The sequence below is a fragment of the Streptomyces sp. NPDC058691 genome (assembly GCF_042714775.1).
Taxonomy (GTDB): Bacteria; Actinomycetota; Actinomycetes; order Streptomycetales; family Streptomycetaceae; genus Actinacidiphila.
Genome location: NZ_JBHXSO010000101.1, coordinates 1 through 17,251 on the forward strand (window position 1 = coordinate 1; position 17,251 = coordinate 17,251).

Below are 17,251 nucleotides of genomic sequence, written 5' to 3' on the forward strand. Positions count from 1 at the left end.
AGCGGGGGGGCCCCCCCCCCGGGGGGGGGGCCCCCCCGCCCCGGCCCGCGACGAGCCGGAGGGCGCCGTGCTGGCGGCCGCCCGCTCGGCGGCCCCCGCCGGGGCCGGTGTCGCGGTCCGGCGCGGCGGCGGCCTGGTCCGGGTGACCGTCGAGGCCCGTTCGCTCTCCCTCACGCTCCGCGGTGAGGCGGTGGCCGCCGTCGAGGGGCATGAGGGGCTGGAAGGGCAGCAGGAGCGCGCCCGGCAGCCAGGGGAGGCGTCATGAGGCCCGGGAGCGACCGGGGCTCGGCCACGGTATGGGCGGCACTGCTGGGCGCCGTCCTGGTCCTGGCAGCCTGCGCGGTGCTCGCCGTGGGCGCCGCGATCGCCGCCCGGCACCGCGCCGGGGCCGCCGCGGACCTCGCCGCCCTCGCCGCGGCCGACCACGCCCTGCGCGGCGCCGAGGCGGCCTGCGCCCTCGCCGCGCGGGTGGCCACGGCGCAGCACGCCCGCCTGGTGCGCTGCGCGGTCACCGGCGAGATCGCCGACGTGACGGCCGCCGTGGGGCCGGCCCAGGTCCGATCCCGCGCCGGGCCTCAGGACTCCGCGGGCGGCTCGCCGTCGTCGGCACCCTTGCGGCCCTTGCCGCCCTTGTCACCGGTGGTGGCCAGGAGCACGTCCAGGACGCGCACCGCGGCCGCCTTGTCCAGGGGCTCGTTGCCGTTGCCGCACTTGGGTGACTGCACGCACGAGGGGCAGCCGAACTCGCACTCGCAGGAAGCGATCGCCTCACGGGTGGCGGTCAGCCAGGTCCCGGCGGTGTGGAAGGCGCGTTCGGCGAAGCCCGCGCCACCCGGATGGCCGTCGTACACGAAGACGGTCGGCAGCCCGGTGTCCGGGTGCAGCGGAACGGAGACACCGCCGATGTCCCAGCGGTCGCAGGTGGCGAAGAGCGGCAGCAGGCCGATGGAGGCGTGCTCGGCGGCGTGGAGGGCGCCGGGCAGCTCCTCGGGGTGGATGGCGGCCGCGTCCAGCTGATCGTCGGTGAGCGTCCACCACACGGCGCGGGTGCGCAGCGTCCGGGGCGGGAGGTCGAGCTTGCTCTCGCCCATGACCTCGCCGGTGATCAGCCGGCGGCGGAGGAAGGAGACGACCTGATGGGTCACCTCGACGGAGCCGAAGTGGAGGCGGGCCTCGCCCCACTCCTCCACCAGGTCCTCGTCCAGCACGGAGATCGAGGTGGTGTCACGGGCCATCGTCGAATACGGCGGATCGGCCTGCTGCACCAGCGCGACCGACTCGTCCAGGTCCAGTTCGCGGACCAGATAGGTGCGGCCCTGGTGCAGATGCACCGCGCCCTGGTGGACGGTGGTGTGCGCGGCGCCCGCGTCGACGGTGCCGAGCAGGCGCCCGGTGCCGGCTTCGACGACCTGGACGGGCTTGCCGCCCTCGCCCCGGATGTCGGTGAGGTCCACGGCCCGCTCCCGGCGCGTCCAGTACCACCCGCCGGCCCGGCGGCGCAGCAGCCCGCGGCGCTCCAGCTGGGGAAGCAGCACGGCCGCCTCGGGGCCGAAGAGCTCCAGGTCGGCCTCGGTCAGCGGGAGCTCCGCGGCAGCCGCGCACAGGTGCGGCGCCAGGACGTACGGGTTGTCCGGGTCGAGCACGGTCGACTCCACCGGGCGGCGGAAGAGGGCGTCCGGGTGGTGGACCAGATACGTGTCGAGGGGGTCGTCACGGGCGATCAGCACGGCCAGGGCGCCCTGCCCGGCGCGCCCCGCCCGGCCCGCCTGCTGCCACAGGGACGCCCGCGTACCCGGATACCCGGCCAGGAGCACGGCGTCGAGCCCGGAGACGTCCACACCCAGCTCCAGGGCCGTCGTGGACGCCAGTCCGAGCAGCCGCCCGGAGTGCAGCTCGCGCTCCAGGGCGCGCCGCTCGTGCGGCAGATAGCCGCCGCGGTAGGCCGCGACACGCCGGGGCAGGGAGCGGTCGATCTCGGCGAGCCGTTCCTGGGCGATCACGGCGATCAGCTCGGCGGCGCGCCGGGAGCGGACGAAGGCGACCGTGCGCGTGCCGTCCAGGACGAGGTCGGTCAGCAGGTCGGCGGCCTCGGCGGTCGCCGAGCGCCGCACCGGGGCGCCCTGCTCGCCGCTCAGCTCGGTGAGCGGCGGCTCCCACAAGGCGAAGGCGAGTTCACCGCGCGGTGACGCGTCCTCGGTGACCTCCGCCACCGGGACGCCGGTCAGCCGGGTGGCCGTCGCACCGGGGTCGGCGGCGGTCGCCGACGCCAGGAGGAAGACCGGATCCGCCCCGTATCGGGCGCAGACACGCCGGAGCCTGCGTATGACCTGGGCGACGTGCGAACCGAAGACACCGCGGTAGGTGTGGCACTCGTCGATCACCACGTAGCGCAGCTGCTTGAGGAAGGAGGCCCAGCGCGAATGGCCCGGGAGAATCCCCAGATGGAGCATGTCGGGGTTGGTCAGCACATAGGTCGCGTACTGGCGTACCCATTCGCGCTCCTCGAAGGGCGTGTCGCCGTCGTAGACGGCCGCCCGTACGGCCTTGCCCAGCGGTGCCGCGAGGTCGGCCACGGCGCGCCGCTGATCGGCCGCCAGCGCCTTCGTGGGGGCCAGGTAGAGCGCCGTGGCCCCCCGGCCGTTCGGCGCCTCGGAGCCGTCCAGGAGCGCGCTGAGGACCGGCACGAGGTACGCCAGGGACTTCCCGGAGGCCGTCCCGGTGGAGACCACGGCCGACGTGCCCGCGAGGGCGTGTGCGGCGACGTGGGCCTGGTGCTCCCAGGGCCGGTCGATGCCGGCCAGCCGGACGGCGTCGATCACTTCCGCGCGGATCTGATCAGGCCAATCGGCATGGCGACCCACCCGCGGGGGCAAGTGCTCCGTATGGGTGATGCGCGCGGCCCTGCCCACCCCCGAGGTCAACCGCTCCAGGAGGGCGCGGGGGGAGGTGCGGCCGTGCGCCGACTGCGGAAGATGATCCTGAGCCATCGGCACTCAGTGTGTCACTGGCATGACGGACAATCGCCGTAAGGCGTCGTGCATGCCCGCTGGTAAGTGATTGAATGCCATCGCGGCTGCCGATCCATGGGGGGCGACCGCTCGATGCAAGGTGCTGGAGGATCCGTGGACCTGTCCCTGTCGACTCGAACCGTCGGCGACCGTACGGTCGTCGAGGTCGGCGGCGAGATTGATGTGTACACCGCACCCAAGCTGCGTGAGCAGCTGGTTGAACTCGTGAACGACGGTAGTTACCACCTGGTCGTGGACATGGAAGGCGTGGACTTCCTGGACTCGACCGGACTCGGTGTGCTCGTCGGCGGGCTCAAGCGGGTTCGCGCGCATGAAGGCTCGCTGCGCCTGGTGTGCAACCAGGAGCGCATTCTCAAGATTTTCCGTATCACCGGCCTGACCAAGGTGTTCCCCATCCACACCTCGGTCGACGAGGCCGTCGCGGCGACCGATTGACAGCCGCCGCCGGACCGCGGGGATCCGGGCGACGCCGACGCCCGGACCCCAGTGTTGCTTGCCCACAGGCACGAGGGGGAGGCCATGCCCACCGTTGAACTGCTCTTCAGCGCACTGCCGGAGCACGTCCGCACCGCACGACTGGTGGCGGCTGCGGTGGCCCGCAGGGCAGGGGTGGACGAGGCCGTCCTCGACGAGGTCCGGCTCGCCGTCGGTGAGGCGTGCAGCCGGGCCGTCGGCCTGCACCGCAGCAGCGGTGAGGACCGGCCCGTGCACGTGCGGCTGACCGAGGAGGAGAAGAAGTTCACCATCGAGGTCGGTGACAACGGCCCCGATCCCTCGGCCGCCGGCCCCTCGGTCACCGGTACGGACGCCTCCAACGCCTCCGTTCCCGCGGCCCGCACCGACGGGCCCGCCGAGCACCCGGCACCGCATCCGGACGGCGTCGACTCCTCCGAGACATCGGAGGCCGAGGACGAGAGCCAGATGGGTCTCGCCGTCATCAGCGGCCTCGTCGACGATGTCGAGGTCGTGTCCGGTGAGTACGGCGACGTCATCCGGATGAGCTGGCCGCTCAATCCGGTCGCGCTCTAGCGCCCCCCGCCGCGGGCCGCCCTGACACGGGCCCCGCGGCATCCCGGTGTCGCCGTACGTGTGTTTCGAACGGGCGTTCCGTGTCGTATCCGGAAACGCCCTCCGTCGGCTGCCCGAATGCCTCCGCCGCAGGTCAGTGCGGCGGGCTCGGCCCGCTCCCGGTTCACTCTTCCTGTTGATCCACTTGCGCGCGGACTGTTCACCTTTTCCGGTGATATTTGCAGGTGGGGTGCTTTGCAATTCCCTGGTGGCGGCGAAATTCGGTTCCTGCGCCCTGTTTTGATCTAGTTGGGCTCCCTACAATCCGTCCATCTTTGCTCAGCTCACAAGCCTGAGTGTCGCGGCTGCGAAGTCGCCCGAGCCGCGCGCCCATGTGCCAAACGTCAAGGAGGACGAATGGCGGGGCCACTTACCCCTCACCTGCAGGACATCGCTCAACCACTGGCCGCATCGCCTGTACTGACCGACGGAAACCGCAATCTGGTGATCGTCATCGCGGTGGTCGCCCTGGCAGCACTGGGCCTCGCCGTGGTGCTGGTTCGTCAAGTGCTCAGTGCCGATGAGGGCACCGACAGCATGAAGAAGATCGCCGCTGCTGTGCAGGAGGGGGCCAACGCCTATCTCGCACGGCAGTTCCGCACGCTGGGCGTTTTCGCGATCGCCGCGTTCTTCCTGCTGATGCTGCTGCCCGCGGACAACCTGTCGCAGCGCATCGGACGCAGTGTGTTCTTCCTCGTGGGCGCCGTCTTTTCGGCGATCACCGGCTACATCGGCATGTGGCTCGCGGTGCGCAGCAACGTCCGTGTGGCGGCGGCCGCCCGGGCCGCCACCCCGGCGGAGGGTGAGCCCGCGGCCGATCTGACGACCGTCTCGCACCGCGCCATGAAGATCGCCTTCCGCACCGGCGGCGTGGTCGGCATGTTCACGGTCGGGCTCGGCCTGCTGGGCGCCTCCGCCGTCGTCCTGATCTACAAGGCCGACGCACCCAAGGTGCTGGAGGGCTTCGGCTTCGGTGCCGCGCTGCTCGCGATGTTCATGCGGGTCGGTGGCGGCATCTTCACCAAGGCCGCGGACGTCGGCGCCGACCTGGTCGGCAAGGTGGAGAAGGGCATCCCCGAGGACGACCCGCGCAACGCCGCGACCATCGCGGACAACGTCGGCGACAACGTCGGCGACTGCGCCGGCATGGCCGCCGACCTCTTCGAGTCGTACGCCGTCACCCTGGTGGCCGCGCTGATCCTCGGCAAGGTCGCCTTCGGTGACTCGGGCCTGGCCTTCCCGCTGCTGATCCCCGCGATCGGTGTGCTCACGGCCATGGTCGGCATCTTCGCGGTGGCCCCCCGCCGCAACGACCGCAGCGGCATGACCGCGATCAACCGCGGCTTCTTCGTGTCCGCCGCCATCTCGCTCGTGATGGTGGCCGTGGCGGCCTTCGCGTACCTGCCCTCGACGTACGCGGACCTGAAGAACGTGCCCGGCGACATCGCCTCGCACCCCGGTGACCCGCGCGTACTCGCACTGGTCGCGGTCGCCATCGGCATCGTGCTGGCGGCGCTCATCCAGCAGCTGACCGGCTACTTCACCGAGACCAGCCGCCGGCCGGTGCGCGACATCGTCAAGACCTCGCTCACCGGGCCGGCCACCGTCATCCTGTCCGGCATCTCGGTCGGCCTGGAGTCGGCGGTCTACTCGGCCGTGCTCATCGGACTGTCGGTCTACGGCGCCTTCCTGCTCGGCGGAGCCTCGGTGTGGCTGGCGCTGTTCGCGGTGGCGCTGGCCGGTACCGGCCTGCTGACCACCGTCGGCGTGATCGTGGCGATGGACACCTTCGGCCCGGTCTCGGACAACGCCCAGGGCATCGCCGAGATGTCCGGCGACGTCCACGGCGCTGGCGCGCAGGTCCTCACCGACCTCGACGCGGTCGGCAACACCACCAAGGCCATCACCAAGGGAATCGCGATCGCGACCGCCGTCCTCGCGGCGACCGCGCTCTTCGGTTCCTTCAAGGAGGCCGTGGACACCGCCGTCCGGGACGCCAACGTCTCCGCCGGCGACCTGCGGTGGCTGGACCTGGACATCTCCCAGCCGAACAACCTGGTCGGGCTGCTGCTCGGCGCGGCCGTCGTCTTCCTCTTCTCCGGACTGGCCATCAACGCCGTGTCGCGGTCGGCCGGTTCGGTGGTCTTCGAGGTGCGCAGGCAGTTCCGCGAGCGTCCCGGGATCATGGACTACACCGAGCAGCCCGAGTACGGCCGCGTGGTCGACATCTGCACGAAGGACGCGCTGCGCGAACTGGCCACGCCGGGTCTGCTCGCGGTGCTCGCCCCGATCGCGGTCGGCTTCTGCTTCGGCGTGGGCTCGCTCGGCTCGTACCTGGCCGGAGCCATCGCCGCGGGCACCTTGATGGCGGTGTTCCTCGCCAACTCCGGTGGTGCCTGGGACAACGCCAAGAAGATGGTCGAGGACGGCCACTACGGCGGCAAGGGCAGCGAGGCCCATGCCGCGACCGTCATCGGCGACACCGTCGGCGACCCCTTCAAGGACACCGCCGGTCCGGCGATCAACCCGCTGCTCAAGGTCATGAACCTGGTGGCGCTGCTGATCGCCCCGGCCGTCGTCCAGTTCTCCTACGGCGACGACGCCAACCTCGGCGTGCGCATCGGTGTCGCGGTGGTGTCCCTGGCGGTCATCGTCGGTGCCGTCTACATGTCCAAGCGCCGCGGCATCGCGGTCGGCGACGACGACGGCGACGGCGACGACAAAGGCGGGGACTCCGGACCGGCCAAGCGATCAGCCGATCCGTCTGCCACGGCGGCCGTCTGACACCGGGTGAGCTGAGTCCGGCACGAACCGTGCGGGCGCGGCGGGCGTCATCCACAAGGATGGCGCCCGCCGCCCGCGTTCGCGTCAGATCCATCACCCTCTTTTTGGTTCATATGGGGTATTGATCGGCATATCGTGCGGAGCGGATATGGCCCGCGGGCACCGGCCGTGTAGGTTCCGGGGCCGTGAAGACGAAACTCGCGGCCGCACTGCCCGCTACGGCTCTGATCCTGGCGACGGGGACGCTGGCGGGCTGCGGAGACAACGGCAACGAAAAGCTCGACAGCTGGGCGAAGACGGTCTGCACCCAGGCCGCCGCCCAGGTGAAGAAGATCAACGACGCGAACGCGAAGATCAGCAACGCCCCGAGCAACGGCAAGCCGATCGAGGTCAGGCGGGCCGACTCCAGCGCCTTCCAGCAGAAGTCCGAGTCGTTCAAGCTGCTCGCCGACACCATTGATAAGGCCGGGGCGCCACCGGTCGAAAACGGCGCGACGCTCCAGAAGAACGTGCTTGCCGACCTCAGGTCGCTGTCCACCTCGTACGGGAACCTGCGGAAGCAGGTCGACGCTCTGCCGGTCACCGATCAGGCGGATTTCGCCGAAGGGCTGAAGGGCGTCTCCACGTCCCTCGACAAGATCAACACAGTCGAGACGCGCGCGCTCCGTACGTTGAGCAGTGGTGAGGTCGGCACGGCCATGGCCAAGCAGCCGGGTTGCCAGGCCGGCGGCGCCGCCCCGACGAAGTCCTGAGCGCGCGGGAGCGGGTGAGCGACCCGCGGGGGGTGACAATGACTCCGTGAGTACGCAGCCGCCCCCGCCGCCCCTGCCCGCCCCCGACAGCGCCGAACGCCTCAGGGACGCCCTGCGCGCCGCCGCCTTCACAGCCGACGGCTGCCTGGACCTGCTCGGCGCGACCGCCTACGCGGCCCTGTCGCGGGCCGAGACCGTGCCCGCCCTGCGGGCCACGCGCGGCGGCAGCCCGCTGGAGAGCCTTGTGCGGCTCTTCCTGCTGCAGCAGCCCGTCCCGTACGAGCGGCTGCGCGACGTGCTGCCGCTCGACGCCGCCGTCGCCGGCGGCTGGCTGGTGCGGGACGGCGACGAGGTGCGGGCCACGGTGGACGTGCGTCCGTACGGGGGTGACGACGGCGAGGACTGGTACATCGTCTCCGACCTCGGCTGCGCGGTAGGCGGCGCCAACGGCATCCGCACGACGCCCGGTGTGGACCGGGCGGACCTGGTGCTCGGGGTGGGCGGTGCCTCCACCACCCTGGCCGGGATCACCGTCCGCACTCCCGTGGCGAGCGCGCTCGACCTCGGCACCGGTTCCGGCATCCAGGCGCTGCACGCCTCCCGGCACGCCACCCGGGTCACCGCGACGGATCTCAACCCGCGCGCCCTGCACTTCGCCCGGCTCACGCTCGCCCTGTCCGGGGCCCCCGAGCCCGACGTGCGGGAGGGCAGCCTCTTCGAGCCGGTCGGCGACGAGCGCTTCGACCTGATCGTGTCCAACCCGCCGTTCGTCATCTCCCCAGGCGGCCGCTTCACCTACCGCGACGGCGGCATGGCCGGTGACGACCTGTGCCGGACACTCGTCCAGCAGGCCGGCGAGCACCTCACCGAGGGCGGCCGGCTCCAACTGCTCGCCAACTGGGAGCACACCGAGGGTGAGGACTGGCGGGACCGCGTCGCCTCCTGGGTGCCGCGCGGCTGCGACGCGTGGATCGTGCAGCGCGAGGTGCAGGACGCCGCCCAGTACGCCGAGTTGTGGCTGCGCGACGGCGGCGACCACCTGGCCGGCCCGGAGGAGTACGCGGCCCGCTACGACGCCTGGCTGGACGTCTTCGAGCAGCGCAAGACCAAGGGCGTCGGCTTCGGCTGGATCACGGTGCGCAGGACCGGTTCCGACCGGCCCGTGGTGATCGCGGAGGAGTGGCCGCACCCCGTGGAGCAGCCGCTCGGCCCGCACATCGACGCGTGGTTCGGCCGCCAGGACTTCCTGCGCGCGCACGACGACGCGGCCCTGCTGGACGCCCGCTTCCGGCTCGCGGACGAGGTGGTGCAGGAGCAGGTCGGCCTGCCCGGCGCCGAGGACCCCGAGCACGTCGTGCTGCGGTCGCACCGCGGCATGCGCCGTGCGACCCGGGTCGACACCGTGGGCGCGGGCTTCGCGGGCGTCTGCGACGGCACGTTGTCGGCCGGCCGCATCCTCGACGCCATCGCCCAGTTGCTCGGCGAGGACCCGGTGGTGCTGCGGGACCGTACGCCGGAGGCGGTCCGGCTGCTGGTGGAGCAGGGCTTCATCGAGCCGGTCTGACAACGCGAACGAGCGCGAAGGAACGCGAACGGCCCGCGTCCGCAGCGGAGAAGCGGACGCGGGCCGGACGGCGGCGGGGTGATCAGCCGCGCAGGACGCGGCCCTTGGCGTCGGTGCGGTCGTTGCTGGTGAAGAAGAGGATCGCGTCGACCAGGGCCCAGACGCCGCAGCCGCCCAGGGTGACGAGCTGACCGATGGCCATGCCCGTGTGGCCGGTGTAGAAGCGGCCGATGCCCAGGCCGCCCAGGAACAGCTGCAGAAGACCGGCGGTCACCTTGGACTTGTCGGACAGCGGCCGGCCGGCGTTGTCGAAACCGAACGGGGCGTCAGGGGTGGGCGTGGCCATGGAACGTGCTCCTCGTGCCGTGGGGACGTGCCGGCAGGAGTGCGCGTATCGAACACGATTCGGCCCCCCGCCGCAGAATGGCCATATCTAAACATCGGATACGTACATCTGTCCCACTGGTTAACAGACGTCACGAAAATGTGATCACGGCGTTGTCAAACCGCGTTGCGCACGATTCCCCAGGCCAGCGCCGTGATGAGCAGCGCGGCCTGGCCGTAGCGGTGCAGCGTGGGGTGGTACGAGCGCCCCCGCAGCCCCTCGATCACCCACCGTCCGTAGAGATAGAGGCCGAGCGGGCTCGCGAGCAGGAGCAGGCGGTTGTCGTGGAAGGCCGCCGCGAGGTCCCCGTGCATCAGGTCGTAGACCATGCGCGTCGCGCCGCAGGCCGGACAGAGCAGCCCCGTCGCCCAGTTGAGGGGGCATCGGGGCAGCCAGTGGCCGTGCTCATGGGGGTCGGTGCCCCACAGGTACGCGGCGCCGACGGCGGCGGCCACCAGGGACACCAGCGGGGCCGTGGCCGGTCGTCCGGCCACGGCCTTGAGGCGGTGCAGCGTCATGGAGGTCATCGGGTCCTCGAGGTCGTCGTCCTCAACTGCGAAGGAGACGGCCCTGGGAGTCGGTGCGGTCGTTGCTCGTCAGATAGAGGATGCCGTCGATCAGCGACCAGATGCCGAGCCCGCCGCAGGTGAGGAGCTGGGCTATGCCTATGCCGACGTCGCCCACGTAGAAGCGGCCGACGCCCAGGCCACCCAGCAGCAACTGCAGCACGCCCGCGACGACCTTGGACTTGTCCGAGAGCGGGCGGCCGTACGGGTCGTACCCGTAGGGCGCGTTGGGGTCGCCGGTGTATCCGCCCTGCTGGGCGTAGCCGTAGCCGGGCTGCTGGCCGTAGGGGGCGCCGCCTTGCGGCGGGTAGCCGTAGCCGGGCTGCTGGCCATAGGGAGCGCCGCCGGCCGGCGGCTGCTGCGGATAGCCGTAACCGTCCTGCTTGGGCGGGCCGTACGGGTTGTTCGGGTCGGACATCTTCGGGCTCCCCCTACGAGAAGACGGTCTGCGTTTCCGTCATCTTGCCAGGCACGTCAAGGAAGACGAGGCGGGAGCCCGGGGCCGCGGGGCGCGCGGGGAGCGCGTGGCGGGCGGGGGGCGGCGCGGAGTGGCGGACCGGGGAGCGAAAGGATCCGGCCAGGTCCTCGTCCACGGTATTCACCGCGGATTGCCCCGCCGGACTTCCGGGTGTGCCACGATCCGGACGATGGCCGGCATCCCGTCGCAAGGCGGACGCGGGCGGTGTGGGGGAGAGGGGGCGTGGGGGCGTGGGAGTCATGGACATGGAGACCGTGCCGGGAGCCTTCGCCGGAACGGTGTTCGCGCTCTTCGGCGCCGTCCTTCTGCTCTGGACGGTCATCCGCGCCGCACGCGGCGAGCCGGTGACGCCGGGAGGCGGGACGCTGGCTACGGCCGTAACCGGTTTTTTCGGGATCGTTTCGCTGCTCGTCGGGGTCTGGCTGTTCCTGACCCTCTGAGCTGGACAAAACGGGCATGACTGGCAGTCCGTGCGGCAGACAGGACGCTTGTCGGGTTACCGTTCGAGTGGCGTTGCGGACTTTTCCCGTTTGACACGGGACCGGGATGTACGGTCACACTCCGCAGCGAGACCACCTTCGACCCGGAGAGAAGAGCGAAGTTGTCCCCGACCCGCGACACCGCAGAGGGCGGCGGCCGCCGACTCGTCATCGTCGAGTCGCCTGCCAAGGCGAAGACGATCAAGGGCTACCTCGGCCCCGGCTATGTCGTCGAGGCCAGCGTCGGGCACATCCGCGACCTCCCGAACGGGGCCGCCGAAGTGCCGGCGGAGTACAAGGGCCAGCCGTGGGCACGGCTCGGCGTCAACGTCGACAGCGAGTTCCAGCCGATCTACGTCGTCAACGCCGACAAGAAGGCCCAGGTCAAGAAGCTCAAGGACCTGCTGAAGGACTCCGACGAACTCCTGCTCGCCACCGATGAGGACCGCGAGGGCGAGGCCATCGCCTGGCACCTGCAGGAAGTCCTCAAGCCCAAGGTCCCGGTGCGCCGGATGGTCTTCCACGAGATCACCAAGGACGCCATCCAGGAAGCCGTGCGCAACCCGCGCGAGCTGAACCAGACCCTCGTCGACGCCCAGGAGACCCGCCGCATCCTCGACCGCCTCTACGGCTACGAGGTCTCGCCGGTCCTGTGGAAGAAGGTCATGCCGCGCCTGTCGGCCGGCCGCGTCCAGTCCGTCGCCACCCGGCTCGTCGTGCAGCGTGAGCGCGAGCGCATCGCCTTCCGCTCCGCCGAGTACTGGGATCTGTCGGCCACCTTCGCCACCGGCCGGACCGGTGACGCCACCGACCCCGGCACCTTCGGTGCCAAGCTCAGCGCCGTCGACGGCAAGCGCGTCGCCCAGGGCCGCGATTTCGGGTCGACCGGACAGCTCAGGGAGGGTTCCGGCGTCCTCCACCTGGACGAGGCCGCCGCCCGCGCGCTCGCCGCCGCCCTGGAGGGCGCCGCCTTCTCCGTCCGCTCGGTCGAGTCCAAGCCGTACCGCCGCTCGCCGTACGCGCCCTTCCGCACCACGACCCTGCAGCAGGAGGCCAGCCGCAAGCTCGGCTTCGGGGCCAAGGCCACCATGCAGGTCGCCCAGAAGCTGTACGAGAACGGCTTCATCACCTACATGCGTACGGACTCCACCACGCTGTCGGAGACCGCGGTCAAGGCCGCCCGCGCCCAGGTCACGCAGCTGTACGGCGCGGACTACCTGCCGGACAAGCCCCGCGTCTACGCGGGCAAGGTCAAGAACGCCCAGGAGGCGCACGAGGCGATCCGCCCCTCGGGTGATCGTTTCCGCACCCCGGCCGAGACCGGCCTGACCGGCGACCAGTACCGCCTGTACGAGCTGATCTGGATGCGCACCGTCGCCTCCCAGATGAAGGACGCGGTCGGTCAGTCCGTGACCGTCAAGGTCGGCGGCCGTTCCAGTGACGGCCGCGACGCCGAGTTCTCCGCGTCCGGCAAGATCATCACCTTCCACGGCTTCATGAAGGCCTACGTCGAGGGCGCCGACGACCCGAACGCCGAGCTCGACAGCAGCGAGCGCCGGCTGCCCGCCGTCACCGAGGGCGACCCGCTCACCGCGCGTGACGTCACCGCCGACGGCCACGCGACCAAGCCCCCGGCCCGCTACACCGAGGCCTCGCTGGTCAAGGAGCTGGAAGAGCGCGAGATCGGCCGCCCGTCGACCTACGCCTCGATCATCGGCACCATCCTCGACCGCGGCTACGTCTTCAAGAAGGGCACGGCCCTGGTGCCGTCCTTCCTCTCCTTCGCCGTCGTGGGCCTGCTGGAGAAGCACTTCGGCCGGCTGGTCGACTACGACTTCACCGCCCGGATGGAGGACGATCTCGACCGCATCGCCCGCGGCGAGGCCCAGGCCGTGCCGTGGCTGCGCCGCTTCTACTTCGGCGAGGGCGACGGTCCCGAAGCCGTCGGCGGCGCCGCCGACGCCGGCAACGGTGACGGCGACCACCTCGGCGGCCTGAAGGAACTCGTCGAGGACCTCGGCGCCATCGACGCCCGCGAGGTCTCCTCCTTCCCGGTCGGCAACGGCATCGTGCTGCGCGTCGGCCGCTACGGCCCGTACGTGGAGAAGCCCAGCGAGGTCGAGGGCGAGACCGGCCAGCGCGCCGACGTGCCCGACGACATGCCGCCGGACGAGCTGACCGTCGAGCTCGCCGAGGAACTGCTGGCCAAGCCCAGCGGTGACTTCGAGCTGGGCGCCGACCCGGAGACCGGCCGCCAGATCGTCGCCAAGGACGGCCGCTACGGCCCGTACGTCACCGAGATCCTTCCCGAGGGCACCCCGAAGACCGGCAAGAACGCGGTCAAGCCGCGCACCGCCTCCCTCTTCAAGTCGATGTCCCTCGACACGGTGACGCTCCAGGACGCGCTGAAGCTGATGTCGCTGCCGCGCGTCGTCGGCGCCGACCCCGAGGGCGTCGAGATCACGGCCCAGAACGGCCGCTACGGCCCGTATCTGAAGAAGGGCACGGACTCCCGCTCGCTGGAGACCGAGGACCAGCTCTTCACGATCACCCTCGACGAAGCCCTCGCGATCTACGCCCAGCCCAAGGCGCGCGGCCGTGCCGCCGCCAAGCCCCCGCTGAAGGAGCTGGGCACCGACCCGGTCAGCGAGCGCCCCGTCGTCGTCAAGGACGGCCGCTTCGGCCCGTACGTCACCGACGGCGAGACCAACGCCACGCTGCGCCGGGACGACGACGTCGAGACGCTCACGCCCGAGCGCGGTTACGAGCTGCTCGCCGAGAAGCGCGCCAAGGCCCCCGCCAAGAAGACGGCGAAGAAGGCCCCCGCGAAGAAGACGACCGCGACGAAGAAGACGGCGGCCGCGAAGACCACGACGGCCGCCAAGAAGACCGCGGCCAAGAAGACCGTGGCCAAGAAGACGGCCGCCAAGAAGACGGCGACCGCGGCGAAGAAGACCGCGGAATAGCCCCCCGGGAACCGGCGGCGGCGGAATCCGGCCCGCCGCCGGTTGTCACGGCCTCTCAACGGTCGGGACGGGCGCCCGTCACGACCGCGGCCGCTGCCGATAGGCTGGCGGGATGACGCGATCCGAGCTGCCAACGGACACGTTCGCCGACGACCTCGCGGCCGACTCGCGGGAACGCGCGGTCGGAGCGCTGCTGAAGATCCCGCCCCTGCGCAAGCTGTGGGGCGCTCAGCTGACCGGTGCCGTCGCCGACCGTCTCGCCCTGCTGGTGCTGGTGGTGCTGACGGTGCAGGCCTGCGTCGCCGCCCAGACCTTCGGCGTCGGCTACCGCGGTGCGGCCTTCGCCGTCGCCGCGGTCTTCGGCGCCCGCCTGCTGGCCACGCTGCTGTTCGGCGCGGTCCTGCTGGGCCCGCTGGGCGGCCTCACCGGGCCCCAAGGGCCGCTCGACCGGCGCTGGACCATGATCGGATCCGACGTCCTGCGCGTCGGCCTCCTCATCGTGGCCCCGCTGTGGACCACCTGGGTCCCCGACGACGCCGGCGCCTGGCTGCTCGTCACCGTCTTCGTCGCGGGTGTGGCAGAACGCCTGTGGACGGTCGCCAAGGACGGCGCCGCCCCCGCCCTGCTGCCCGCCCCCGCGCCGGGCGCAGGAACGGTCCGGCCGCTGCCCGACCACCTCGACGCGCTGCGCCGGCTCGACCTGCGGACCGGCTTCGTCGCCTTCCCGCTGGCCGCCGCGGGCCTCGTCGTCGTCACCCTGGTCGGCAACCTCATCGCGGTCGGCGTCGAGTGGTTCTCGCTCCACCAGGTGGCCCTCGGCTCGTACGTCGCCGCCGGGCTCTTCGCCGCGTCCTTCGCCGTCGTGTACTTCCTGGAGCTGCCCGGCGGCCAGGCCGCCCCGCTCCACTCCCCGCTGCAGGGCCTGCGGCTCGCGGACCGCGGGCGCACCGGTGCCATCCCGGTCCTCGTCCTCGGCACCGCCACCGTCGCCGGGGCCGTCGCGGCCTCCGTCGGCCTCGCCGCCCTGCACGCCTCCGACCTCGGCGGCGGGCCGGTCGGCTACGGCCTGCTCGTGCTCGCCCTCACCGCGGGTCCCGTGATCGGTATCCGCGTCGCCCCGCGCATCCTGCCGGGTCTGTCCCGGCGCCGCCTGCTGGCGATCGCGGTCGCGGTGACGGGCCTGGCGCTGCTGCTGGCCGGCATCGTCCCGGACGCGACGACCGTGCTGCTGCTGGCCCTGCTCGCCGGCATCGCGGCCGGAGTCGTCGCCAACACCGGCCACACCCTCATCGACCAGGAGGCCGAGGAGTCCCGGCGCGCCCGCGCCACCGACCACCTCCACGCCGTCACCCGCCTCCTCCTGGCCGTCGGCGTCATCGGCGCGCCCCTGCTCGCCGGCGGCATCGGCCCGCACCGCGTCGACAGCGGCCACTTCACGTTCGACCACGGCGGCGCCGCGTACGCCCTGATGCTGGTCGGCGCGCTGCTGCTGCCCGTGGCGGCCCTGGTCCTCGGCAAGGCCGACGACCGCCAGGGCGTCCCCCTGCGCCGCGACCTCCGCGAGGCGCTGCGCGGCGGCGACCCGGCCCAGGCCCCCGCGTCCACCGGCTTCTTCATCGCCGTCGAGGGCGGCGACGGGGCCGGCAAGTCCACCCAGGTCGAGGCGCTCGCCGACTGGATCCGCGGCAAGGGCCACGAGGTCGTCGTCACCCGCGAGCCGGGCGCCACGGCCGTCGGCAAGCGCCTGCGCTCGATCCTGCTAGACGTCTCCAGTGCCGGCCTCTCGCACCGCGCCGAGGCCCTGCTCTACGCCGCCGACCGGGCCGAGCACGTCGACACCGTGGTGCGCCCCGCTCTGGAGCGCGGCGCCGTGGTCGTCTCCGACCGCTACATCGACTCCTCCGTCGCCTACCAGGGCGCCGGACGCGATCTCGCCCCGACTGAGGTCGCCCGCATCTCCCGCTGGGCGACCGACGGCCTCGTGCCGCACCTCACCGTGCTGCTCGACGTCACCCCGGAGGCCGCCCGCGAGCGCTTCACCGAGGCGCCCGACCGGCTGGAGTCCGAGCCCGCCGAGTTCCACGAGCGGGTACGTGCCGGATTCCTCACGCTCGCCGCCGCCGATCCCGCCCGCTACCTGGTGATCGACGCCGCGCAGGAGCCCGAGGCCGTCACCACGGTGATACGCCACCGGCTCGACCAGATCCTCCCCCTGTCGGACAAGGAGATCGAGGCCCGCGAGAAGGCCCGCATCGCCGCCGAGGAGGAAGCCCGCCGCCTCGCCGAGGCGGAGGCCGCCCGCAAGGCCGAGGAAGAACGGCTCGAACGCGAACGCCAGGCCCAGCTGGAAAAGCTCCGCCAGGAAGAGGAGGAGCGCCGCCGCCTCGACGAGGAGACCGCCCGCCGGGAGGCCGAAGAGGCCGCCGCGGAAGAGGCGCGCCGCCGCGCGGAGGAAACCCGCCGCCTCGCCGAGGAGGAGCGCGCCCGCCGCGAGGCCGAGGAGCGCATCCTCCGCGAGGAGGAGCAACGGCGCCGCCGCCAGGCCGACGAGGAGGCCCGCCTTCGCGCCGAGGCTGAGGAACGACGCCTCGAGCGCCAGCGCAAGGCCGAGGAGGCCCTGCTTCGCGCCGAGGCGGCGCGGCTCGCGGCGGAGGCCGAGGCCGGGGCCGAGGACGCGACGGTCACGGTCGAGACGCCGAAGCCGGTTGCGCCGGCTGTGGACGACGAAACCGCTGTGCTGCCCGCTGTGCCGGCTGCGCCGGCGGCCGAGGAGGAGACGGCGGTGCTGCGACCGGTCCCCGCGGACCCGGACGTCGCGGAGACCGCCGTCCTGCGGCCCGTCCGCGCGGACGACGAGACGGCGGTCATCCCGCCCGTCCGGCCGGACGAGCGTGTGCCCTCCGACTTCTTCCGCAAGGAGGAACCCGAGTCGGGGAACGAGCGGACGCGTGAGCTGCCTTCCGTCCCCGAGGCGGAGGCGAAGCCGAGGCCGAAGCGGCCGAGGCCGTCATGGGCCGAGGAGACGCCTCTGGACGACTTGCCCACGCTGGCCGACGAGCTCCTCGGCCCGCGTGACGACGAGGACCGCCGCCCCTGACGTGCCGCTGCGCTGGCTGTCCGGGTAGGTTTTTTCCCCGCCCCCCCACCCCGGTTGCCCGTTGAATAAGATTACCCCGGGGC

13 protein-coding genes and 1 pseudogene are annotated in these 17,251 nt (G+C 72.0%); 10 read left to right on the plus strand and 4 right to left on the minus strand.

Features of this window, described 5'->3' with window-relative positions; genetic code table 11:
- The first annotated feature begins 67 nt into the window (after window positions 1-67).
- Both ACFWVC_RS37065 and ACFWVC_RS37070 read left to right on the plus strand, forming a co-directional pair.
- Window positions 68-265: a hypothetical protein gene (locus ACFWVC_RS37065; protein ID WP_384298309.1), complete on the plus strand. Its 198-nt coding sequence runs from the start codon at window positions 68-70 to the stop codon at window positions 263-265.
- A pseudogene (locus ACFWVC_RS37070) lies at window positions 262-513 on the plus strand (Rv3654c family TadE-like protein); the annotation flags it as partial. The gene ACFWVC_RS37065 and the pseudogene ACFWVC_RS37070, both read left to right, overlap by 4 nt.
- 62 nt (window positions 514-575) lie before the next feature.
- Here the strand turns inward: ACFWVC_RS37070 and ACFWVC_RS37075 are convergent.
- On the minus strand, window positions 576-2,987 hold the full coding sequence (locus tag ACFWVC_RS37075; protein WP_384298312.1) for a DEAD/DEAH box helicase: 2,412 nt from the start codon (window positions 2,985-2,987) through the stop codon (window positions 576-578).
- Between the two features lie 135 nt (window positions 2,988-3,122).
- Here ACFWVC_RS37075 and bldG point away from each other — a divergent pair, with 135 nt between their 5' ends.
- From bldG to ACFWVC_RS37100, 5 genes are all read left to right on the plus strand, one after another.
- The gene (gene bldG / locus ACFWVC_RS37080) at window positions 3,123-3,464 is read left to right on the plus strand and encodes an anti-sigma factor antagonist BldG (RefSeq protein WP_018562186.1); all 342 of its coding nucleotides are present in this window, start codon (window positions 3,123-3,125) and stop codon (window positions 3,462-3,464) included.
- An 84-nt stretch (window positions 3,465-3,548) separates the two neighbouring features.
- A complete protein-coding gene (locus ACFWVC_RS37085; RefSeq protein WP_384298317.1) occupies window positions 3,549-4,058 on the plus strand; it encodes an ATP-binding protein in 510 nt (169 codons plus the stop codon).
- A gap of 396 nt (window positions 4,059-4,454) precedes the next feature.
- Window positions 4,455-6,881, plus strand: a complete 2,427-nt coding sequence (locus ACFWVC_RS37090) for a sodium-translocating pyrophosphatase (RefSeq protein WP_384298324.1) — start codon at window positions 4,455-4,457, stop codon at window positions 6,879-6,881.
- A gap of 185 nt (window positions 6,882-7,066) precedes the next feature.
- Window positions 7,067-7,633, plus strand: coding sequence for a small secreted protein (locus ACFWVC_RS37095; protein ID WP_384298330.1), 567 nt, complete (start codon window positions 7,067-7,069; stop codon window positions 7,631-7,633).
- Window positions 7,634-7,679: 46 nt separating this feature from the next.
- Window positions 7,680-9,197, plus strand: coding sequence for a methyltransferase (locus ACFWVC_RS37100; RefSeq protein WP_384298336.1), 1,518 nt, complete (start codon window positions 7,680-7,682; stop codon window positions 9,195-9,197).
- A gap of 82 nt (window positions 9,198-9,279) precedes the next feature.
- Here the strand turns inward: ACFWVC_RS37100 and ACFWVC_RS37105 are convergent, their stop codons facing one another.
- The 3 genes from ACFWVC_RS37105 to ACFWVC_RS37115 form a co-directional block, all read right to left on the minus strand.
- Entirely contained in the window at window positions 9,280-9,543 is a 264-nt protein-coding gene (locus tag ACFWVC_RS37105) for a TM2 domain-containing protein (RefSeq protein ID WP_384298339.1), read from the minus strand.
- 155 nt (window positions 9,544-9,698) lie between these two features.
- Window positions 9,699-10,109 carry a DUF2752 domain-containing protein gene (locus ACFWVC_RS37110; RefSeq protein ID WP_384298342.1) on the minus strand — a complete coding sequence of 137 codons (411 nt, stop codon included), beginning with the start codon at window positions 10,107-10,109 and terminating at the stop codon, window positions 9,699-9,701.
- Between the two features lie 22 nt (window positions 10,110-10,131).
- A complete protein-coding gene (locus ACFWVC_RS37115; protein ID WP_384298345.1) occupies window positions 10,132-10,566 on the minus strand; it encodes an NINE protein in 435 nt (144 codons plus the stop codon).
- 299 nt (window positions 10,567-10,865) lie between these two features.
- Here ACFWVC_RS37115 and ACFWVC_RS37120 point away from each other — a divergent pair, with 299 nt between their 5' ends.
- The 3 genes from ACFWVC_RS37120 to tmk all read left to right on the plus strand — a co-directional run bounded on the left by ACFWVC_RS37120 (window position 10,866) and on the right by tmk (window position 17,168).
- Entirely contained in the window at window positions 10,866-11,066 is a 201-nt protein-coding gene (locus tag ACFWVC_RS37120) for a hypothetical protein (RefSeq protein WP_384298348.1), read from the plus strand.
- A gap of 161 nt (window positions 11,067-11,227) precedes the next feature.
- On the plus strand, window positions 11,228-14,071 hold the full coding sequence (gene topA, locus ACFWVC_RS37125) for a type I DNA topoisomerase (RefSeq protein ID WP_384298351.1): 2,844 nt from the start codon (window positions 11,228-11,230) through the stop codon (window positions 14,069-14,071).
- Window positions 14,072-14,183: 112 nt separating this feature from the next.
- Window positions 14,184-17,168, plus strand: a complete 2,985-nt coding sequence (gene tmk / locus ACFWVC_RS37130; RefSeq protein WP_384298354.1) for a dTMP kinase — start codon at window positions 14,184-14,186, stop codon at window positions 17,166-17,168.
- Window positions 17,169-17,251 lie beyond the last annotated feature (83 nt).

What these genes read in the sequence shown, in the direction of transcription:
- ACFWVC_RS37075 (WP_384298312.1), bottom strand. Translation starts at nt 2,987, where the DNA reads ATGGCTCAGGATCATCTTCCGCAGTCGGCGCACGGCCGCACCTCCCCC.
- ACFWVC_RS37085 (WP_384298317.1), top strand. Translation starts at nt 3,549, where the DNA reads ATGCCCACCGTTGAACTGCTCTTCAGCGCACTGCCGGAGCACGTCCGC.
- ACFWVC_RS37090 (WP_384298324.1), top strand. Translation starts at nt 4,455, where the DNA reads ATGGCGGGGCCACTTACCCCTCACCTGCAGGACATCGCTCAACCACTG.
- ACFWVC_RS37105 (WP_384298339.1), bottom strand. Translation starts at nt 9,543, where the DNA reads ATGGCCACGCCCACCCCTGACGCCCCGTTCGGTTTCGACAACGCCGGC.
- ACFWVC_RS37110 (WP_384298342.1), bottom strand. Translation starts at nt 10,109, where the DNA reads ATGACCTCCATGACGCTGCACCGCCTCAAGGCCGTGGCCGGACGACCG.
- ACFWVC_RS37115 (WP_384298345.1), bottom strand. Translation starts at nt 10,566, where the DNA reads ATGTCCGACCCGAACAACCCGTACGGCCCGCCCAAGCAGGACGGTTAC.
- ACFWVC_RS37120 (WP_384298348.1), top strand. Translation starts at nt 10,866, where the DNA reads ATGGACATGGAGACCGTGCCGGGAGCCTTCGCCGGAACGGTGTTCGCG.
- tmk (WP_384298354.1), top strand. Translation starts at nt 14,184, where the DNA reads ATGACGCGATCCGAGCTGCCAACGGACACGTTCGCCGACGACCTCGCG.